Origin of the sequence: Flammeovirga aprica JL-4 (assembly GCF_012844305.1) — a bacterium.
GTDB lineage: Bacteria > Bacteroidota > Bacteroidia > Cytophagales > Flammeovirgaceae > Flammeovirga > Flammeovirga aprica.
Window position 1 is genome coordinate 1 of sequence record NZ_JABANE010000132.1, and the last position, 19,887, is coordinate 19,887.

The following is a 19,887-nucleotide window of genomic DNA, read 5'->3' on the forward strand; positions in this document are numbered from 1 at the left end:
TCTTAGCTATGGCTAGGACTGTAAATTTTGCCTTACCTGAGATCAATTCATTCTACATTTATAAACTATATTTAATTATGATCAGCTACTTACAAAAAAATACCTGATCCATAAATTACTTTTTTGGATCAGGTATCGAGGTTGTTTTACTTTCTTTTATTTTTTATTGAAAGAAGTCTTTTTTCGTTAATTCATCAAACGGACGATCATCAAAAGACAATAAAGCTTCGCGTAAAATCAGGCGGAGTTCTTTTGCTTTTGCAGGGTTTTCAATAAATAAGTTCTTTGTTTCTTTTGGATCATTTTCAAGGTTGAAAAGCTGATCTTTTACAAAGTACAATGGATTATGACTGCTGGCATGATGTCCAAGGTGCTGATTTCTGGTGTAAAAAGGCTCGGGAATAACTTCATTTTTAAATCCTTTGAAAGTTTCTCCTTTTGCTATTTTTGCTTTGATATTATTGGGATACCTTACTGCAATATATTTCCAGTTTTCAGCAAGGATTCCTCTAGCAAAACCGAGCTCAAAAAATAAGTAATCATGAATTTTTGCTGATGGGTTTTTGAAAGATGGTGTTAGGCTGTTGCCGTCCATTTCCATATCTTTTTTAACTTTCACGCCCGCAAGGTCAAGAAATGTAGGTGCAAAGTCAATATTCTGTACTAAGCCATTGAAAGTACTTTCTGAAGGAATGCCTTTTGGCCAGTGCATCATTAAAGGTATTTTCACACCTGTTTCATACAATGTCGTTTTACCATAATTATAAGCACCATGATCAGATGTGATCACAATAAGAGTATTTTCATACTGCCCTTCTTCTTTAAGCTTTGTGACAATTGCTTCCACGCTTCTATCAAACCATCTGATCCAAGCCTGATCCTTTCTTAATTTTTCATCTGCAAAGACTTCGTTTTTAATATCACCACGTTCAGGCATAAAGCTATAATCCTTCTCAATATATCCCTCACCCGTTACGTTAGGATCGGCATCCAAACCAAATTGATATTTATCTTTTACTTTTCTCCATGGTTCAGGACCGTGAGGAACAGTTGTGGCATAATACAAGAAGAATGGCTCTTGTTGATCACTGCTTTCTGAAATAAATTCCAAAGCTGCAGAAGTTGTCCATTCAATATTGTGTACGTTAGCTGATTTAGAGTGAAGCTCCAGAAGATTGCCACCGTAGACTGCGTTTGCATAATCAAACCCTCTTTGCTTGATCATTTCAGTCCATTTTTTATGGTTGTGCGCCATGGCTTTTGTGACTTCAGGATCTTTGATATCATCCGTTTTTTCATACTCTTCAAAACCATTCTCACTGTATTTTTTACGGTTTAGTTTATTGTGTTCTACAATATGACTTTTCCCCACAAAACCAGTTTTATAACCATTTGACTGTAGAATTTTAGCTACGTTTAATCGGCCATCTTCAAGTTCCGTATTATTTTCAACCCTCGTCATTCTTCCCTCAGGATGCAATCTCATAAATTGTGGTCCGGTACATCTTCCGGCATATCTCCCTGTAAGTGCAGTATATCTACTCGGTGAGCAAACCGATGAAGATACATAGGCATTTTTATAAACAATCCCTTCTTCAGCTAATTGATCTATAAATGGAGTGAGTACATGTTGCTCACCACAAAACCCAAATGTTCTAGTCTCTCCTTTTTCTTCTTTATCCATTGGAAAAGGACTCATGTCATCTACTACAATATAAATGATATTCGGCCTTTTTTGTGCCACACATTGTATGCTGATAATTAGACTTATTGAGATAAAGATTTTAGTTAATACTTTCATTTCAACTTTTTTAATAAACCCAACCAAAGGCCAATACCATGGCCCCAAAAAATATTATGCTCTAAAGTTATCTACTGTGCTTAACAAGGTCTTAATTAACGATTAATGTATTGAATAATGCATTTTTTATTGTGATTAATGCAGAATTAATGTCAAAATAAACATTCATTAAGCCTATTCTCTAAATTTGAATTATAAGATATAGACATTGTTTGGAGTATTAGAACTCCCAATGTTTAATAAGTACTGTGACAAAAGTTATGGAACTTTTTTAATGAAGAATTAAGAATGTAGAATTATGGTTCGTAAAATGGTTTTTATGGTGGTTATTAAGCCACATCAAGAACCATAATTCTTCATTCTTCCCTCTTAATTCTTCATTCAAAACATCTGTTTCCACTTGTCCTACTACTTGCATTACGTCAACAAAGATTACTTGTAATAATAGTTATAGTGAAAGAGGCTTGCGAGATTTGTGAGTCTCTTTTTTACTCAGTAAAAAAAATACCCTTCAGCATTACGCTGAAAGGTATAGAGGTTATAGAGGTAAAGAAATTATTTTTAATAGTTGGCCCCTCTAAGGTGCATATTTTTATGCTTTCTCCACCATTCTCTATTTTCAGGTGTTAAACTATTGTCCTGTTAATGCTCTCATCTCTGCGATATCCGGATCTGGAACATAACATGCCTCAGGATTACCAACATAAGCTACACGATATTTTGCCGTAACATGTTCAACGTACATTTTCACGCCATCGAACTGAGGAGTCATATGTGCATTTAATTCTTCTCACTTCTTTTTTCCGAAGCTTCAAACTTTAATTGCTCCTTGTTTTCCTTATTTGTGGTTATTTCTTTCATTTTTAAATCGATCGTATGAATAAATATTTAGGCATAGTGATCCATGTATATGATATGTATCAGTACTATTTTTATTTTATGAAATACAGTATATTCTTATTTTTAAAGGAGGGTGAAAATCGGTGTGATTTTCATTAATTTCTATTCGGTAATTCCCATTGTTCCCACTTGAAAACCGAACCTATCTTTGTGATCATTTGATGACCGCCTAAGCCAAAAATAGCAACTACAAGTGTGATATCGCCTGCAAGAGCAATCCAGAAAAGGTTTTCTTTAATCAAAGGGAAGTCGAATAAATTAGGGACATAACCTGCGACTAATGTGAGGGGAAACCAAACTAAGATTAAAGCAACACCAATTTTGTATTGTGTTTTGCTGGCAGGATATTCACCTTCCGGCAGTCCAATGAATTTTTTTATCTTGTTCTTGACTAGAAGCACTCCTTCTTTACCGGCTAATAATCCGCCAAGGACGAAGAATACTTCTGGTCCACCTACCATCAAAAAGGCTACTAATGCTGTTGTGGTAGTGCTGTCTAACCCCAAGAAAGGTACAAGGAGGCCAAACACTGGGCAAAGGAAGCCCACGATTACTAATCCAATTCCAATTTTACTTTTCATGAATTAAAGGTATTAAGTTATTTTGTATGTGATATAAAGTCTTTTTCGTAGTGTAGATATTCAGAGAATATAGAAATTAAATTTGCATGTATTAAATCGAACGATTGATTTATTTTTGATTTTAAAATTTAATTCCTTTTCTGGAATCTGTTTAGTATAACGGGCGTGATGGAAATAAGGGTTTGTATTTTAAGATTTGTTTAAATTTTATTTTAATATCTAATTATCAAGTCTTTATGTATTGATTGTAGAGGTAGGATCAAAAAGTCTCCCATTCTTATTTTTTAATTGAATGTAAAAATACCGTTAAATGATCTGTTGTAATGTACAAGATTACTTTTGTTTTTAAGGAGTGAGTAAGAAGAGAGTAGTTCTCCCAAAAGTGATACAAATGGGAGAACTATTAATGTCTTTGTGATTTTTTTAGGATGGGGTTGGTAAGAAAATAAAAAATAAGCTATCACTTATTATTCTCTTAAGATGAGATTTACTTTACTCCACCTTTTCCTCCAACATCCCCCTTAACTCCTCTGCCTTCTCCACAAATTCCCCAATCACGTTTTTTTCCTCAGCAAAATCTTCATCAATGCGGTAAAGTTGAGCGTGATCGTCTTTATTTTTTGAATTAGGGTTTTTAGCCTCGATGTATTTCCATTCCGTTGTTCGGATGGCTTTTCTACCCCTAGCGTCTCTGTGAATTAGAGCAGGTCTTTCATACTTACTTTTCTTATTATTGATAACATCCATAAAGCTAGAGCTATCAATAGCATCTTTTGAAGTAATATTTTTTCCTTTATCAATATAATCTGCTAAGAAGGCATAGACATCCACAGTGCTGACAATGGCATCCGAAGAAGTGTTTTTCTTGATTTTGTTAGGGTGGTTGATGATCATTGGCACTCTGAAGCCACCATCCCAAATAGTATGTTTGTCTCCACGGTAATCTCCATTGATTTTTAGTCCTTTGTTCATGGCAAAGTTTTCAGGCATCACTTGTTTTTTATTTGGGATATCACCTCCGTTATCACTAGTAAAGAGAATGATTGTATTTTCTCTCAATCCTTTTTCTTCTAAGTAATCAATCAGTAGCCCTAAACAGCGGTCTATATCTTGAATGAAGTCACCATAGGCACCTGCCTCACTTTTTCCTCTCATTTCAGGACTTGGCGTAATAGGGTGGTGGACCGCTACTGATGAAAAGTACAAAAAGAAAGGCTGGTCTTTTTCTACTGTTTCTAACCAATCAATGGATTTTTGAGTAAGGTCATTCATCACTTGCTCTGTTACTCTTTGAGGGGCATCATAACCGGCGTATTGTTTTCCGTAAAATGATTTGCCGTAAGGAGAAATTTTATCTGATCTGAGTCCGTAAATTTCATCGTTTTCAATATAAATCTTATGGACGTCATCAAGGTTGTTGGGAACCGTAAAGCTGTAATCAAAACCATGAGCATTAGGGCCCATTTCAATTTTACCAAGAAGGTTTTTAAATTTTTCCTTTTTATAACCCAAATGCCACTTTCCTACTACCGCTGTTGTATACCCAAGCGACTTTAAATAGTCAGGTAAAGTCTTTTTGTCTGCATCAATCAGTGATGGATCTGAAGGGCTGACCACTCCTTTCTTCATTCTAGTTCGCCAAGAGTATTCACCCGTAAGTAGTCCATATCTTGTAGGGGAACAGACTGATCCTGTGGTAAATGCATTGGTGAAATGAATACCTTCTTTGGCTAGTTGATTGATGTGAGGAGTTTGAATTAGATCTTTTGGAGCACCGTAGACATTGGTAGATCCATAGCCAAAGTCATCTGCAAAGAAGAGGATAACATTTGGTTTTTGATCTTGAGCGAAATTTGAAGTTGTAAAGCTTAGAACTAAGCTGATGATAAGTGTTGCTTTATGCCACATAAATATTTTATTTTAATAGGTTTTTAATAAGTACTAGGACATAAGAAAAGGGATAATTTTAGGTTAATATTTTTTATTCTAATCGAGGCAGATTTGCAGAGCATAGCCTTAGTTACGCGATAAAAATCTAACGAAGAGTAGGATAAAAAAGGTAAGATAAAATGTCCGTTTTCTTTTGTCCTAGTACTTAAGTACTGGAATAGATGTAATAGGATATTTTTTAGTTAAGAGTTAAGAATGAAGAGTTAATGTTGTTCGTGAGGACGTCGCAATACAACGTCCCCTACAAATGAAATCTACGTTCTACAAGATTACCTAATGGATTAGAACACAATCCACTTTTCTTAACTCTTAACTCAAAATCCCTTAATCATGAATACACAAATCGGATCAATGTATCACCAATACGTAGGAAATACATTCCATAAGGTAATTTAGCAGGAATAGGGAGTGTAATTTTAGGCGTATTGTTCACCTGTGAATGATAGAGTAATTGCCCTTGCGTATTGTAAATCGCAATAGGTAATGTTTTTTGAGAAGTATTGAAAGAATGCTCAATATAGATCACATTACCATTTGTAGGATTTGGATAGGCTTTTACTTGAAGCGTATTTCCATCGTCGATACTTAGAATATCATCTTTCTGTAATTTTATAATCACACTATCACTTAGTTCACCAAAAGAAGAATCGTTTTGGAACATCTGCCATTGAAAACGGAGGTTACCTTCATCGAGACCTTCAGTGGTTGCTACCCCAAATTCAAAACTTTTCACTTGGTTAGGTGCTATTACTTCTCCTTCATTCAGATGTATTTTATTTTGAACCCAATGTAAACCTCCCTTATTACCTAGGTGAGTATCCTCTGAAGTCCATACGGTTGTACCTGTGTTTTTCATTCTAACATTGACAGTATTTGCTTTGCCGATTTGCATGACCGAGTCCACATCTTGATCAATAAATTGAGCTTGATAATAAGGAGAAGCATATGAAATCGGAATATTTTCTGAAAGGGCTATTTTACCTTCTAGCATGTCTTGTGATGCACCCGCCAGTCTCAAATACCAGTCATTTTCACAAGGGTAGCCATCCATATCCAACGTCACTAAGCGGTCTTTTGCTTCCACTGGAAGACCTTCTCTATTGGTCACCATTTTAAACATTGCAGTTCCCTCATCCACTTCATCAAACATGGCTATATATAAGAATCGACTTCCTGCATCCAGTGCATTATAGACTTGTTTCCAAAGGAACTCACCGCCATCACGAGGAATTTGATTAAGTGCACCTTGTTTGATATTGAGCCATGAGAAACCAGGCCATACCACAGGCATATAGTCAATATTGTTGTCCATACATTCTGCCAAATCAGGCTGAATATACTCACGGTTCCACTTGTCCATACTACTTTCATTATTGTATCGACCCACCGACCAAGGTGAAATCATATCCAATTGTCTGTAGATATTGGCCCATCCCTCGTTTGTGTCAGAAGAACGTGACAATGTTCTCCATCCATCCGGTATACCTCCTAAAATATACGCTTGGTATTTTGGATCGGCGTCTTTATGGAAGTAATCAATAATCTTTTGGAATGTCTCTACTTTCAGTCCTCTATCTTTAAAACCGATTCCCCAAAGACCAATCACAGGTTTTCCTTCTTGACGCACATATTCTTCTTGCTCTAAAATTTTATGCTGGTCAACAATATATTCCCAATCAGTGATCAGTTTATTAAATAATTCTCCATCATCAGCCGTACCAGAAAGGTCATACATCACCGCAAAATGTCTATCATGCGTAGCAGAAGCGGTGATTACATTATCCAAGATGTCATTTCTCACCTTAAACATGGCAGGGTTGGAAAGGGGATTGAGGAAACGTTGAAGATAGACACCATAAATATCATAGGTTTTCATCCACTCAAAGTGCTTCATGGTAGTACTCAAATCATGCGAAGAGAACACTTTTGCACTTTCCCCATTTTTCATGGTCATGTCTATCTCATAAGTGTCTGTGTATTCCGACATATCAGGATAATAATCAATCCCAAGATCATCTACAGAACTGTTTGTATTTGAGGTAAACCAATGTCTCCATTTTCCAAAACCCGAGCTATCTTCTTTGGCCAAAAACCACCCTTGATACCCCATCATCATCTTATAAGTGAGTTGATTTTCATACATAGAATGATCACCGACAGAAAGGGTCATTTTGGGAGAAAGCACATCGCTCCAAGCAGAAGTTTTACTACTTAGTTTCCACTGAAAATCATAAAGCCCGCTTTTGTCAGGCGTTGTTATTTCTAAAGCAAAAGTATATCCTTGAAAAGGTGCTACATCTTCTTCTAGTTCAAAGCTTGTTTGAGTAGTCCATGCTACCGTTGTATTGTTTTTTAAGACCACTTCACTTCCAGCCTTCCATGTTTTATCTGTATTATTCTGAAAAGAAACATAGGCATTTAAAGTAGTATCTGTGGATAAGGAGTGAGGGACAGATTGTGAAATAAAATTGACACTGTTCGTTGAAATCAGTTCTTTATTTTTGATGATGTTAGCTCTTGAAGATCCTGTGTTTTCTAACCATTCAATCAAGTAACCTTGTAATCGTTCCACTTGTGATTTATAAGAAAAACGGTTGGGGTTTGTTCCTAAAAGGTTCTTCATTTCCAAAGGATCATCATTCAAATTGTACAATGCGTTCAGTTCCGGCTTATTGGTTGCATAAGAAGTAATTAATTTCCATCCATCATCAGTGATTACCATATAGTTTGGTTGAGTATCACCATTAAAATCCCATTCCGTTACTGCATATTTTCTTTGCTTTTCTCCTTCTATCACCTCTTTAAGCGAAAGACCGTCACGAAGGTCCTCATCTATTTCCAAGTAATCCATAATAGTAGGATAGAGGTCAATTAATGAAACGGGGCTGTTGACTACAGTAGGCTTAATTTTATTCGGGTGCCAAATAATAAGGGGAATATGAGCTGATTCTTCATAAAAGACATTTTTTTCCCTCATACCATGACTTCCTAACATTTCGCCATGGTCACTTGTGAAAATGATCAGCGTATTTTCATCCATCCCATACTTTTCTAAATCAGTCAGAATATCATTGATGAAGTGATCCACTTCCGTAATCAATCCAAAGTAATTAGACATCATATATTTGATCATTTCAGGGTCAGAATACTCAGGCATATGTAATCGCTTATTGGAGTTTATATAGGGAGAGTTTTCCATGTTGTCGTTAATACTTTCAGCAATAGGCATATCTTCTAGTGCATACATTTGATACCAAGGATCAGTAGGCAACATGGGTGCATGAGGGAAGAAATATGAAATGGTAATATTAAAAGGTTTGTCTTGTGCAGAAGCCCTTGCCAATGCCTCTCTTACTTTTTGTGTCTGATGATACGTCAAGCTCAATTCTTGAGGGAGGTTCAGCTTGCCATGTTCATCAGGTTGCGTTTTCACCATAGGGTTTCCGTTCACATCAAGCCTCATGTAATCCTCCCCTTTTTTATATCTGGAATCAATAGGATCTGGCGTGTAGAAGTTCTTAAAAAAACTGCTTAATAAATCATCTTCATCGACTTTAATACCATGATCATTAGCATACGCTTTAATGAGATTGCTGTATTCCTGCTTATCTTGAAGGGTATATACATTATTACTATTCGTAGTATATTCAAATTCAGAATACCCCTCTGACAAATGAATAGGGGAGTGATATTTCCCGATGTATTCACCATAATATCCGTTTTTAATCAATACTTGATCAAAAGAAGGCAAGTCACAATAATTACCTTCATTGGGATTATTGTATGCATAATCATTTCTTCTCACACCATTATTTTCAACAGTTTGCCCTGTAAGAATAGCAGTTCTAGCTGGCCCGCAAACAGAACAAGGAGTATAAGCATTTGTAAAATAAGCTCCTTCGTCAGCGAGTTTATCAAGTGCGGGGGTCTGCAAAAAATTAAATTTACCAGCTTTTCTTATTGCATCAAATCGTTGCTGATCTGTCATGATAAAGAGTAGATTTGTTTTCTTTGTACTCTCTTGTGCAAGTAAGGAAGGTGATAGTAAGCTAAAAAATAATAATAAAGTAATTGTTTGGTAGCGATACATTTTCATTTCAAATAAATTTTTAAATATTGTAACTACTGAGACAAAAGTAAACTTGTGTTTCTTGCACTATAGTTAAAACTATGGGCAGGTGATAGGGCAACCTAACCAAGACTAAAGTCTTGAAGGTTGTGTTAACGGAGGCAACACTTTAGTGTTGTCGGAGCCAATATCACCAGCCCATGACTTCAGTCATTGTGCACGTAATTAAGGTTCCATTTATTTTGTCCTAGAACTTACAGCATAAATCTAAAACGAAGAGCATAATGGGTTCTTAAAATTCTATTAATGAATAACAAAAGATATTGTTGGCGGGTAGGATAAATTAGTTTCTAGGTATCTATTAATCCCCTATTAATAGGATGTTAGAAATCAATTAACGGATTTATTTACGTTTGTAACAACAAATTGAACAAGGATCTAAAACAGACCTAATTAATTTTTTAAAGAGATGATTAGCCATTTTTTAAGTATGAAATATTCAAATTTACTTCTTCTCCTTTTTATAGGAACTTTTTTCAGTTGTGCAGTTCAGCCACAACAAACAGCTGATAAAAAAACTTCAAAACGTCCGAATATTCTTTTTATCATGTCTGATGACCATGCTTATCAAGCCATCAGTGCATATGATAATACATTGACTTCAACCCCCAACATTGATAGGTTGGCTGATGAAGGGATGAAATTCAATAATGCTTGTGTCACGAATTCAATTTGTGCACCATCAAGAGCAGTGATTCTTACAGGTAAGCATTCACACATCAATGGTAAAACAGATAATAACTTTCCATTTAATAAAGACAATGTCACTTTCCCTCAGATTTTTCAAGCAGCAGGGTATCAAACAGCAATGTTCGGTAAGCTTCATTTCGGAAACAATCCAAAGGGTTTTGATCAGTTTAAGATTTTAATTGGACAGGGACACTATTACAATCCTACTTTCATTACTAAAAATGAGGGCAAAAAAGATTATCAAGGTTATGTGACTGATATTGTCACTGACATGACATTGGACTGGCTAGATAAGGAAAGAGATAAAGAAAAGCCTTTTATGTTGATGTATTTGCATAAGGCCCCACACCGAGAATGGTTGCCTGCTGAGAAACATTACAAAGAGTTTACTAAAAAGACATTCAAAGAGCCAGAAACACTTTTTGATGATTATAAAGGAAGAGGTACTGCAGCGCATACTGCCGAAATGAACATTCTGAAACATATGAACTGGGCAGGTGATTCAAAGTTATATCCAGCTACAATGGAAGCGTTGGGTATTCCTGAAGGTTCTAATTGGGATTACAAGGCATTCAATAAAGAAAGGGATAGAATGACAGATGAGCAGAGAGAAGCATGGGACAAGGTGTATATGCCAGTGAATAAGGAGTTCCGTGAAAAATTTGCTACTATGGATGAAAAGGCATTGATGAAGTGGAGATACCAAAGATATATGCAAGACTATTTAGGCACTATTGCATCTGTAGATGAAAACGTGGGTAGAGTATTAGATTATCTTGATGAAAAAGATCTTGCTGATAACACTATGGTAGTTTATACTTCGGATCAAGGTTTCTACTTAGGAGAGCACGGTTGGTTCGATAAACGCTTTGCGTATAATGAATCATTTAAAACTCCACTTTTGATCCGTTGGCCAAATAAAATCAAGCCAGGAATCACGAATGAGGAAATGGTGCAGAATCTTGATTTTGCTCAAACATTTTTAGCAGCGGCAGAGATTGAGGCACCTTCTGATATGCAAGGTGAAAGCTTAATGCTTTTGTTGACAGGAAATGATGCAGAGTGGGATAGAGAAGCGGTATACTATCATTATTATGAATATCCATCAATCCACATGGTAAAACGTCATTATGCAATTATCACTAAAGAATACAAATTGATTCATTACTACTATGATGTAGATGAGTGGGAATTATTTGATAGAAAGAATGATCCACACGAAATGAAGAATGTATATAATGATCCTGCTTATAAAGATGTTGTGGCGAAAATGACAAAGGATTTGGCAGATTTAAGAGTAAAATACAAGGATAGTTCTGAGATTGATCAAAGATTATTGAAGAAGTACCTTGAATCAAAATATGCGAAAAACAGATAACTAAAGTGTGAATACTTCAAGTCAAAGAGGGTAGTTTTATACTACCCTTCTTTGTCAATGCTTGCCTTTCTTAAGAGATCTTTCAAACATGCTCTAAAATCTGATTCAGTATGAAAAAATATTACTTACTATTACTTTTATTTCTGTCCTTTTGGCATTCACATGCGGGTACTATTACGGCTATTCAAAGTTCTCAAAGTGTATTTTCAGGAACACCTTTCGAAGTCATTTTAGAAGTAGAACTTAATGTGGAAGAAACGTGGTCCGATAATTCAAAACTTATAGGTGAAGTCAATGGAAGTACTTTTGAGCTTTCATGGCAGAAGGTTGATGAAAAAGTTGAAGGAAATCAAAAAACATTTTGGGTTAAAACAGTTGTTTTTGCTGAAAAAGAAATAGGGAACGTTCTTTACACATTTTCTTTTGGAAGTAGTGAAAAAAAATCAAAAGAGATCAGCATAGAAGAAAACGTTTTGTTGGAGGATGCACGACTTTCTGTCGGTTATCAAGGCTGGTTTGGCTCTCCCAATGATGGTGTGATTGAGAGGTGGAATCATTGGTTTCTAAATAATAAAAACCAAGACCATCCTACACTTGATCTTTGGCCATTAGTGAACGAAGAGGACTACCCTGATAGAGAAAAAACAGATTTGGTAGCAAATGATGGATCAGAAATGTATCTATATTCCAATGCTCATCAATCTACAGCAGACACACATGTACAATGGATTTCTGATTATGGTATTAATGCTTTTTTTGTGGGAAGGTTTATGGAACCCCTTTCCAATAATGAAAAATTCAAAGCATTTAGAAACACAGTCATGCAAAACATGTTGGATGCCAACTCCAATACGAATTATAATAAGAGGAAGGTAAAAATAGGTATCTTCTATAATCTTACTACTAGCAATAATTCGGATGCAGATGACCCTAAAGATTACCTGGAAGAAATGTGGGAAGATTGGAAAGATGTGGTGGATAATAAAAACTGGATACAGAATGAAAACTATTTACACAAAGAAGGTAAACCTGTTTTAAGAATTTATGGGATGGGGTTCGTGAATAGACCTTCCGGAATGACAGCCGAAGAAACATTAAATGCGATGAGAAGGTTCAATGATCCCTCACATCCTGAGTATCAAGAGAAGTATGCTGCCTATTTGATAGGAGGTGTGCCAAGCAAGTGGAACAAAGGAATTGGAGATGCTTTTGGTGGGGAAGAATGGCAGGAAGTGTATGAGAGCTTTGATATGATTCAACCATGGTTAGTTAATCGTTATCAGACAAAGGAAAAAATTACGGAATGGGTCAACGAAATTTTAATTCCTGATATGATAAGGCTGAATAAACTAAAAGGCGAAGGAAAGTCTATAGGCTATTTACCTCTAATTTTTCCAGGCTTTTCATGGTTCAACCTTCACGGAAAATACAACGGCACACCTAGAGAAGGGGGAACATTTTTCTGGGCACAAGCTTATGAGTTTCTACAAGCAGGGGTACAAAACCTTATGATTGCCAACTTTGACGAAGTGGATGAAGGAACAGCAATTTTTAAATGTGTCAATAAAGAAGAATTGCTTCCTGCTGTAGATCAATTTACAGAAGAAAAGAAATTTTTGCACCTCAACTCAGAAAATTGGGAGAATGTCACTTACCCCACAGATTGGTACCTGCGCCTTTCTGGAGAAATAGCCAAGATGATTGTGGACGAGGGAAATCGTCAAGAGATAATTCCAATAGATCCAGCATCAGATTTTATACCGGATGGAGGTTTGCCTACTCAGGATGTATTTTTGATTAATGATTTGAGCAACCTTAATATTAAGGCTGAAAAAACAGCTTCAGAAACAAGGGTACAACTTTCCCTTCCTAAAGCTACGGACGAAAATTTACTAAGATGGAAGTTTCAACAAGTAGAAGAAAATACCTATTTGATTGTCAATACTTTTCATAATCAATGTCTGTGGGCTCCAAATGGCAGTGACCGTTATTTAAGATTAAAGGAAAAAGAGACAGAAGATGGAAATTGCAGGTGGATCATTAATGAAGAATCACCCACAACTTTCTCAATTCAAAATGCAGTGACAGGAAGGTATATTGCAATGGTTGCGGCTATTGATGGAGCATACCTTACAGAAGGCGGTACTGCAATAAAAGATAAAACAATATGGAAATATAGAAGTGAAATGACTATTGAAAAGGAAGATGACATTATATCATCACTTGATCCGTTATTGACACTGAAAGTATATCCTAATCCCGCCTGTTCAACAGTGTTTTTGAGCCATGTATCAGACTATTTTCTATTTGATATCAATGGGAAATTACGCTGTAAAGGGAAGGGGAAATCGATTGATATATCCGTATTGGAGAAAGGTTTATATATTCTAAAAGTGAATAATAAACCGTACAAAATCCTGAAGAATTAACTGCTTCAGGTAATTAAAATAAGGGCGACAGAAAGGGCATCATATTATTTGGTGCTTTTTCTTTTTTTACGAAAGCAATGAAATATTATTTACTCATTTTACTTTTGAATACTATCAGTATCTGCTACGGTCAGCATAGTAACTTGTTTGTTTCATCTGGCTTGACAGATATCGATAAGGTGAGAAAGGAAGTACAGTTTATACCAACAAACCAAGAGAACAAACTCGAAAGAAGAGCAGCGTTGTATAGGTGGTGGCGTTTGTTATCAAATCAGGGATATGATTTGAGAGTTTTTGAACCGATTGCTAATCAGCTTTTGATCACATCTAATCCTGAAGAAGAGAGCACAATCTCTGAGGGTTTTAATTGTTTGGAAAAGCTTTGGACAAAAGGAGAAAAAGTGGAGGAGAAACAAGGCCCCAAAAATAACAACTTGGAGGAATACTCAAAAACGGACTGGCCTCAATATCATGGTACTCACACAATGCAAAAAGGTTTTTCAATAGATGAAGGGCCAAATCAGGGAAAAGTTGCATGGAAATTTCCAAAGTCATATGGCTGTGAAATTTCACCAGTTATTGAAAATGGGAAGGTGTATTTAACGGGAGAAGGTGGTGATGTAATTGGTTATTGCCTTGATGAAAAAAGTGGTGCAATACGCTGGAAGGCCATTATTCCTAAAGGGAGTTATTATGCTAATTCTGGTGAAAGAAAACATGCTATTGTCACAAAAAACACAGTAGTTTTTATGCTTGGACATCAGCCTTATTTTTTTAATAAAGAAGATGGGAAACCAATTTCAAAAAGCCAGGTGTTGAATAATAAAAATATTGCGCTGGAAAAACTCATTGTTAGAAAAGTGGGATTAAAACACCTTTTATTAATAGATCCTTGTACTGGAAAAATGCATCAGTTTTATGAAGAAAAGGAAGGAATTACTGGAGGTGGTGTCATCAAAAATGAGAAACTATTTTATATCACTTATAGAGGAAAATTAATGGTCATTGATCTTAAAACAGGTGATAGAAATACCATTAAAATTGGAGATGGAAAAATTGTGGGAACGCCACAGATCGAAGACAATATAATCTATATAGGTAGTAATTCAGGAGCAGTTTATGCCTATCATATTCTTGAAGAAAGATTAAAATGGACATTCAATGTTAAGCAAGTAGAAGAACGATCAAGACAGCTTTTTAGTCAATTTTTGATACAAAACGACAAGCTGTATTTTGGCTCAAGTAATAAAAATATTTATTGTTTAGAGAAAGTTTCAGGACAGTTGGTTTGGCAATATCAAACAGAACACTGGCTGAAATCGGCTCCTGTTTATAAGAATAATACCCTTTACTGTGCCACACTTGGTGGAACTTTTTATGCGCTGGAAGAACAGCAAAATAAAGTAGTGTTAAAATGGAAAAAAAAGGTAAGTGATCATGGTTTTGCAGCGGAACTCTGCATAACAGAACAGGGAGTTTATGGAGTTGACCTAAATTTCATTGTGTATAAAGTTAATGAGCAAGGAGAAAAGGTGTGGCAGCACAGCGTTTTGGATGGTGTGTATATAGATAATCAATTTTATGCCTCTGAAGCAAAAGGAGGTCAACAAAGTTCTCCAGTTGTGGTAGATAATACTTTATATATTGGAGGCACTGATGGCTTTGTCAATGCTATTGATATTAGAACTGCTAAAGAGTTATGGCAATTTGAAACAGTGGGGATTATGGCTTCTTCTCCTACTGTAGCTTATGATAAAGTTTTCTTTGGTGAAGCTTACTCTTCTACTGGAACTTACTACGCCGTTGATGCCAAAACAGGTCGTATTGTTTGGTCAACACAAGAATATGGCAAGGTGTGGGTCAGTGCAACCTTTCATGATGGTAACATTTATTTTGGAAATATGGATGGCTTTTTCTTTTGTGTAGATGCTGCATCCGGCAAGAAAATATGGAGCTATAACACAGCAAAAGACACACCTTTAGAACACCTTCCTTTAGAAACAAAGCATCAACATGGTTTCCCTCCTGGTGTTTATTGTAATCCTGTTTACGCTGAGGGGATAATCTATACTGGTTCATGGTCTGGGTATTATTTTGCTTTCGATGCCACTACAGGAACATTGAAATGGCGAACTAAAACAAGCCCGGAAAATGGCAAAGGTGGTTTTCCAGATTCAGCAGCGCCTGTACTTCATAAAAACCACCTTTATGTACAGAAAGGTGGAAATCAAATTGCCGCATTAAATATAGAAAATGGTAAGATAGATTGGGTTTGGAATGCACCTGCTGGTTATCTGCAAAATGGAACTGTGACAGCATACAGTAATAAAATTTTTGGCTCCATAGTCAGAGGTGTTACAAAATTACCATACGATGCTCAGATTATAGCTTTTGATGATGTTGAGGATGGAGGTAAAGAACTTTGGAGGTACAAAGGCGGTGGTGGCCTTACAGCATCTGTTATTGCAAAAAATAAACTGATATTTGGTTCTTCAGCGCATGTGCATGCTACCTGCTTGGATCTTAATACAGGAGAGCTAATATGGAAGACAATGCTCGGGGGAACAATGTTAGAAGTAGTGCCGGCAGTTTATGGAAACAAAGCCTTTTTCCAATGTAAGAATGGGTATTTGTATGCAATCGAATAATAAGTACTAGGCCAGAAGTAAACGTGTGTTTCGTAGACCCATAATTGAAATTATGGGCTTTTGGGAAGATAACTTATTAATCAATTTTTGATTGAAACCTTCTATCTAGCCCAATTAAAATGGATATCAAAACTTGTAAATTATTGAAACATAACAAGTTTATAATAGCAGTCGAAAAAAAGGATAACTTCCCAAAAGCCCATGACTTCAGTCATGGTGCACGTTCTTTTGCCTCACGAACCACAACACGAACCATTTTCTTAAATACAGAATGAAAAAAGGAAGTTTTAACTAATCTACTCATCCTTCTTCATACCTCACTACTCCTCTTCATAATCTGCAAATTCCCAAGGAGAATTCACATCTTTTCGAATAGCACTTTGTCCGTAACTCAAAATATGAACATCATTTAAGCTTTTATCTTGTTTCACTAAGTCACCTAATTGGAGCATTTGTACATTTTCAAAATCAGGATGTTCTTCACTATGAAATTCCCAATCACCATCATGCGTATGGTAAACCCACAGAATTGGATTTCCTTCTTTTGTTTTGGTTGTAGTATAAATTTCTAATTCTTTTTCCTCATAGAATTTATACTCAGTGTTTCTGTCTAATAAAGGTTGATTAAATTTCCAGTTTTCATCGAAATTTTTGTCCCAAGGAAAATTACCTTGCTGATCAGTCCAAACGATTTGTAAGGCAGGGAAGTTGGAAGTGTTATCATAAAAATAGCTTACATAATCCAGATAATTGAAATAATTTTCTTTGTGTACCTCTATCATCTGAACAGGGTATTTGTTGAGAATATTATCATAGTTTTCACCTTCTGCGTAAACTTTCTTCTTTTTAATGTTCTCACAAATAGTATTAAGCGCCACCTGCATTACCTCCTGAGGTAAACCAAAAATAATGATTTCAGGGTGTTGATAGGATTGGTATAAACCTATGCTAAAGGTAAAAGCAGGAAGATATTCATCACCATCAATCACACCAAAGTGATAGCCATGTTCATTGATGTTTTTCCTGATTAACTTTTCAGTATCTATATCTATAAAATTGTTGATCTGCATCGTATTTCTTTTTTTGGAAAAGGCAAATTTAAATAGTGAGAGGCATAACAAAAAATCAATTGAAGTACATGTATGAAACATCTCTTTTTTTATTAATTCTATAAAAAACTTCTACTCTCTACTTAGGACACAACGAACCGTGTAAAAGTAGTTAGCTTCCCCCCATGGGTTAGATAATTTACTTTCTAATAATGTTGTAGAGCGTTGTTTTTAGCCTTAATCTGACTCATCTTTTTCTTCCGTCAAATCAACTGTTACTGATGTAATTTTTCCATCTGCATCATATTCTACTTCATTTGCATCTTGTAAAGCAACTTCAAAAAGCATTTGTCCCAAAAGTTCAGATTGTTCCCTAGCTCCTTTCCATACATCTGAATCAAAAACTAACTCTTTTGCTTCGGAGTATTTTAAACCTAAATTTCGGATTAAAACAAGCATTGAACTAATTGGTGAATGTCCAACCTTCTTTAAGGTTTTTATCAATAATTCAATTTTTAATAAATCGCTTTCTTTTTCAAAATTTGAAACCAATTCTTTAGTTAAATATTCTCTTGAAACTGCTTCTACTTTTTCCTTTGTTCCTTCTAAATCTACAAAACATCCATTATTACTTTCATCAATTTTTACCTGATGAAAGTCTCTTAATTTATCATATAAAACCCAACTCCATAACTTTTCCTCAGGTATATATTCTATTTGTAACTTTAAACTAGACCAATCAGCAGTAATTTGAAAACTAGAATTTTCTTTCCAAATTATTTCTTCACTATAACTTCTATTTTTCATTTTCATCTTAGCTTTAATGCTCTACAACGTAATGACTCGCTTTACGTTTATAATTTGTTGCCAACAATTATTTAGTCAATTGTTTCCCAAATATCATAATTTGTCCATTTAGTTTCTCCGACTTTCATTATCTCGATTTTATCTTTTTCTTTTATTATCCACTCACTTCCTTCTTGGATATAAATATTACTTTTTGAAATAATGATTCCTTTTTCATCACAACTTTCAAGAAGTCGGACTTGAAGCCTTAAATCTACAGAGTCTTTTGAAATTACAAATCCTTTGGCAATACAAACATCATCCATGTCTTTATCTTCTTGCTCCTTTGATACATAATCGTAATTGTATAGAAAATTAACAGAATCATTAACGCTAAACTCATTAAATTCCTTTCTTTTTCTATTAATCTCTGCTTGATTCGATTTCTCCCAATAATCTTTGTAGAGTTTTACTTGTTCATCAAGCTTAATATCAATGTCATTTAAGTACCTATGAAATGAAGTCAAAATAATGCTTGACATATCATCTGGGTGATTTATTCCTAAATCACGAAAATATTTTGAATATATCAGAATCTCCTTTCCATAACCCCCAACTATTTCGGATTCCCATTCCTGTCCCAAAATGCATTTCAGTAACCGCATCATCTTCGGGTTTAGACTTAAATGAATCCTTATCTGATTTACTCCATATACAATCAAGATAATTCAATGCATCATTCAAATCAATCGGATTATATTTGTCAGAATATTTCTCACAATCAACTTGTGCAAAAATCGACATAGAAAATATAGTCAGTATAATTATCAGTTTGGCTGTCATGTTCGTTTTAATTGTTGAGGGCTGGGGTTTTTATTTGAAAATTTTTGAAATCTGATCATAAATAATATCGAAATAATAAGTCCGAGCAAAGTCCAATATTTCACAGGTTGTGAATATATTAATTCCTATTTTTCAAACAATGTCATTTCACGTTTCATTGAATTGACTACCATATTTGTCGAATAATTTATATGTCTAAAAGTCAATAAAAATACATAAACAAAACATATTATCCCTGAGATTGAAATTCCAATCTGTCCAATTATTAAGCCTAGATCATTTGATTTGATTAATCCTAATCCACTAAAAATCATGATTAGCCAGAATAAGAATTTTAGAACTATATGGTAATAGGGAATACCGTGACCAAAAGTAGGTTGATTGTATCCCAATGTTTCATCATAATAAATTAAATGATAACCAGAATTTGTTATCTAATATAATGATATCACTAAAATCAAGATTCCAATGATAACGATTGCTTTTTTATGCATAATCAATTTCTTTGAGTAACCTCCGTTGCCTACAACGTAATGGCTAAACTGCGAGCGAGGGTGCGTCACCCGAAACTTGCTGTTTTAGCTGGTGTGTGTGCCCAAAATGGGCACGATCTATATTTTTCTAAATATAGATCAATCTTCTAGAGGGTGCAAGTCCCTTATGCACGGAGTACGATCCCGAAGCATTAGCACGTGACAAGGTG

General features: G+C 35.2%; 12 protein-coding genes. 3 read left to right on the plus strand and 9 right to left on the minus strand.

All coding sequences use genetic code 11. The features are described 5' to 3' along the window. Positions 1-163: 163 nt before the first annotated feature. The 5 genes from HHU12_RS29215 to HHU12_RS29235 form a co-directional block, all read right to left on the minus strand. Positions 164-1,801 (minus strand): sulfatase family protein, encoded by a 1,638-nt coding sequence (locus HHU12_RS29215; protein ID WP_169660273.1) that lies wholly within the window; start codon positions 1,799-1,801, stop codon positions 164-166. Positions 1,802-2,432: 631 nt separating this feature from the next. Further along, complete coding sequence (locus HHU12_RS29220; RefSeq protein WP_169660274.1) at positions 2,433-2,573, minus strand: hypothetical protein; 141 nt, start codon at positions 2,571-2,573, stop codon at positions 2,433-2,435. Between the two features lie 223 nt (positions 2,574-2,796). After that, positions 2,797-3,282, minus strand: coding sequence for a transporter suffix domain-containing protein (locus HHU12_RS29225; protein ID WP_169660275.1), 486 nt, complete (start codon positions 3,280-3,282; stop codon positions 2,797-2,799). 492 nt (positions 3,283-3,774) lie between these two features. Continuing rightward, positions 3,775-5,190, minus strand: coding sequence for a sulfatase family protein (locus tag HHU12_RS29230; protein WP_169660276.1), 1,416 nt, complete (start codon positions 5,188-5,190; stop codon positions 3,775-3,777). A 370-nt stretch (positions 5,191-5,560) separates the two neighbouring features. Beyond that, positions 5,561-9,328 carry a sulfatase-like hydrolase/transferase gene (locus tag HHU12_RS29235; RefSeq protein WP_205960023.1) on the minus strand — a complete coding sequence of 1,256 codons (3,768 nt, stop codon included), beginning with the start codon at positions 9,326-9,328 and terminating at the stop codon, positions 5,561-5,563. A 463-nt stretch (positions 9,329-9,791) separates the two neighbouring features. Here HHU12_RS29235 and HHU12_RS29240 point away from each other — a divergent pair, with 463 nt between their 5' ends. From HHU12_RS29240 to HHU12_RS29250, 3 genes are all read left to right on the plus strand, one after another. Next, positions 9,792-11,429, plus strand: coding sequence for a sulfatase family protein (locus HHU12_RS29240; protein WP_169660278.1), 1,638 nt, complete (start codon positions 9,792-9,794; stop codon positions 11,427-11,429). A 110-nt stretch (positions 11,430-11,539) separates the two neighbouring features. Beyond that, a complete protein-coding gene (locus HHU12_RS29245; protein WP_169660279.1) occupies positions 11,540-13,858 on the plus strand; it encodes a T9SS type A sorting domain-containing protein in 2,319 nt (772 codons plus the stop codon). A 77-nt stretch (positions 13,859-13,935) separates the two neighbouring features. Then, positions 13,936-16,506: an outer membrane protein assembly factor BamB family protein gene (locus HHU12_RS29250; RefSeq protein WP_169660280.1), complete on the plus strand. Its 2,571-nt coding sequence runs from the start codon at positions 13,936-13,938 to the stop codon at positions 16,504-16,506. 320 nt (positions 16,507-16,826) lie between these two features. Here HHU12_RS29250 and HHU12_RS29255 read toward each other — a convergent pair whose 3' ends face one another. The 4 genes from HHU12_RS29255 to HHU12_RS35980 form a co-directional block, all read right to left on the minus strand. Further along, positions 16,827-17,576 (minus strand): DUF4262 domain-containing protein, encoded by a 750-nt coding sequence (locus tag HHU12_RS29255; protein ID WP_169660281.1) that lies wholly within the window; start codon positions 17,574-17,576, stop codon positions 16,827-16,829. 216 nt (positions 17,577-17,792) lie between these two features. Beyond that, positions 17,793-18,362: a hypothetical protein gene (locus HHU12_RS29260; RefSeq protein WP_169660282.1), complete on the minus strand. Its 570-nt coding sequence runs from the start codon at positions 18,360-18,362 to the stop codon at positions 17,793-17,795. Between the two features lie 71 nt (positions 18,363-18,433). Next, positions 18,434-18,985, minus strand: a complete 552-nt coding sequence (locus HHU12_RS29265; RefSeq protein WP_169660283.1) for a DUF6794 domain-containing protein — start codon at positions 18,983-18,985, stop codon at positions 18,434-18,436. Beyond that, positions 18,909-19,184, minus strand: coding sequence for a DUF6794 domain-containing protein (locus HHU12_RS35980; RefSeq protein WP_394353217.1), 276 nt, complete (start codon positions 19,182-19,184; stop codon positions 18,909-18,911). The genes HHU12_RS29265 and HHU12_RS35980 overlap by 77 nt, the downstream gene beginning before the upstream one ends. Positions 19,185-19,887: the final 703 nt, after the last annotated feature.

Bases quoted from the DNA above. Each gene is read 5' to 3' on its own strand.
- HHU12_RS29215 (WP_169660273.1), bottom strand. From the start codon at position 1,801: ATGAAAGTATTAACTAAAATCTTTATCTCAATAAGTCTAATTATCAGC.
- HHU12_RS29220 (WP_169660274.1), bottom strand. From the start codon at position 2,573: ATGACTCCTCAGTTCGATGGCGTGAAAATGTACGTTGAACATGTTACG.
- HHU12_RS29225 (WP_169660275.1), bottom strand. From the start codon at position 3,282: ATGAAAAGTAAAATTGGAATTGGATTAGTAATCGTGGGCTTCCTTTGC.
- HHU12_RS29230 (WP_169660276.1), bottom strand. From the start codon at position 5,190: ATGTGGCATAAAGCAACACTTATCATCAGCTTAGTTCTAAGCTTTACA.
- HHU12_RS29235 (WP_205960023.1), bottom strand. From the start codon at position 9,328: ATGAAAATGTATCGCTACCAAACAATTACTTTATTATTATTTTTTAGC.
- HHU12_RS29240 (WP_169660278.1), top strand. From the start codon at position 9,792: ATGAAATATTCAAATTTACTTCTTCTCCTTTTTATAGGAACTTTTTTC.
- HHU12_RS29245 (WP_169660279.1), top strand. From the start codon at position 11,540: ATGAAAAAATATTACTTACTATTACTTTTATTTCTGTCCTTTTGGCAT.
- HHU12_RS29250 (WP_169660280.1), top strand. From the start codon at position 13,936: ATGAAATATTATTTACTCATTTTACTTTTGAATACTATCAGTATCTGC.
- HHU12_RS29255 (WP_169660281.1), bottom strand. From the start codon at position 17,576: ATGCAGATCAACAATTTTATAGATATAGATACTGAAAAGTTAATCAGG.
- HHU12_RS29260 (WP_169660282.1), bottom strand. From the start codon at position 18,362: ATGAAAAATAGAAGTTATAGTGAAGAAATAATTTGGAAAGAAAATTCT.
- HHU12_RS35980 (WP_394353217.1), bottom strand. From the start codon at position 19,184: ATGACAGCCAAACTGATAATTATACTGACTATATTTTCTATGTCGATT.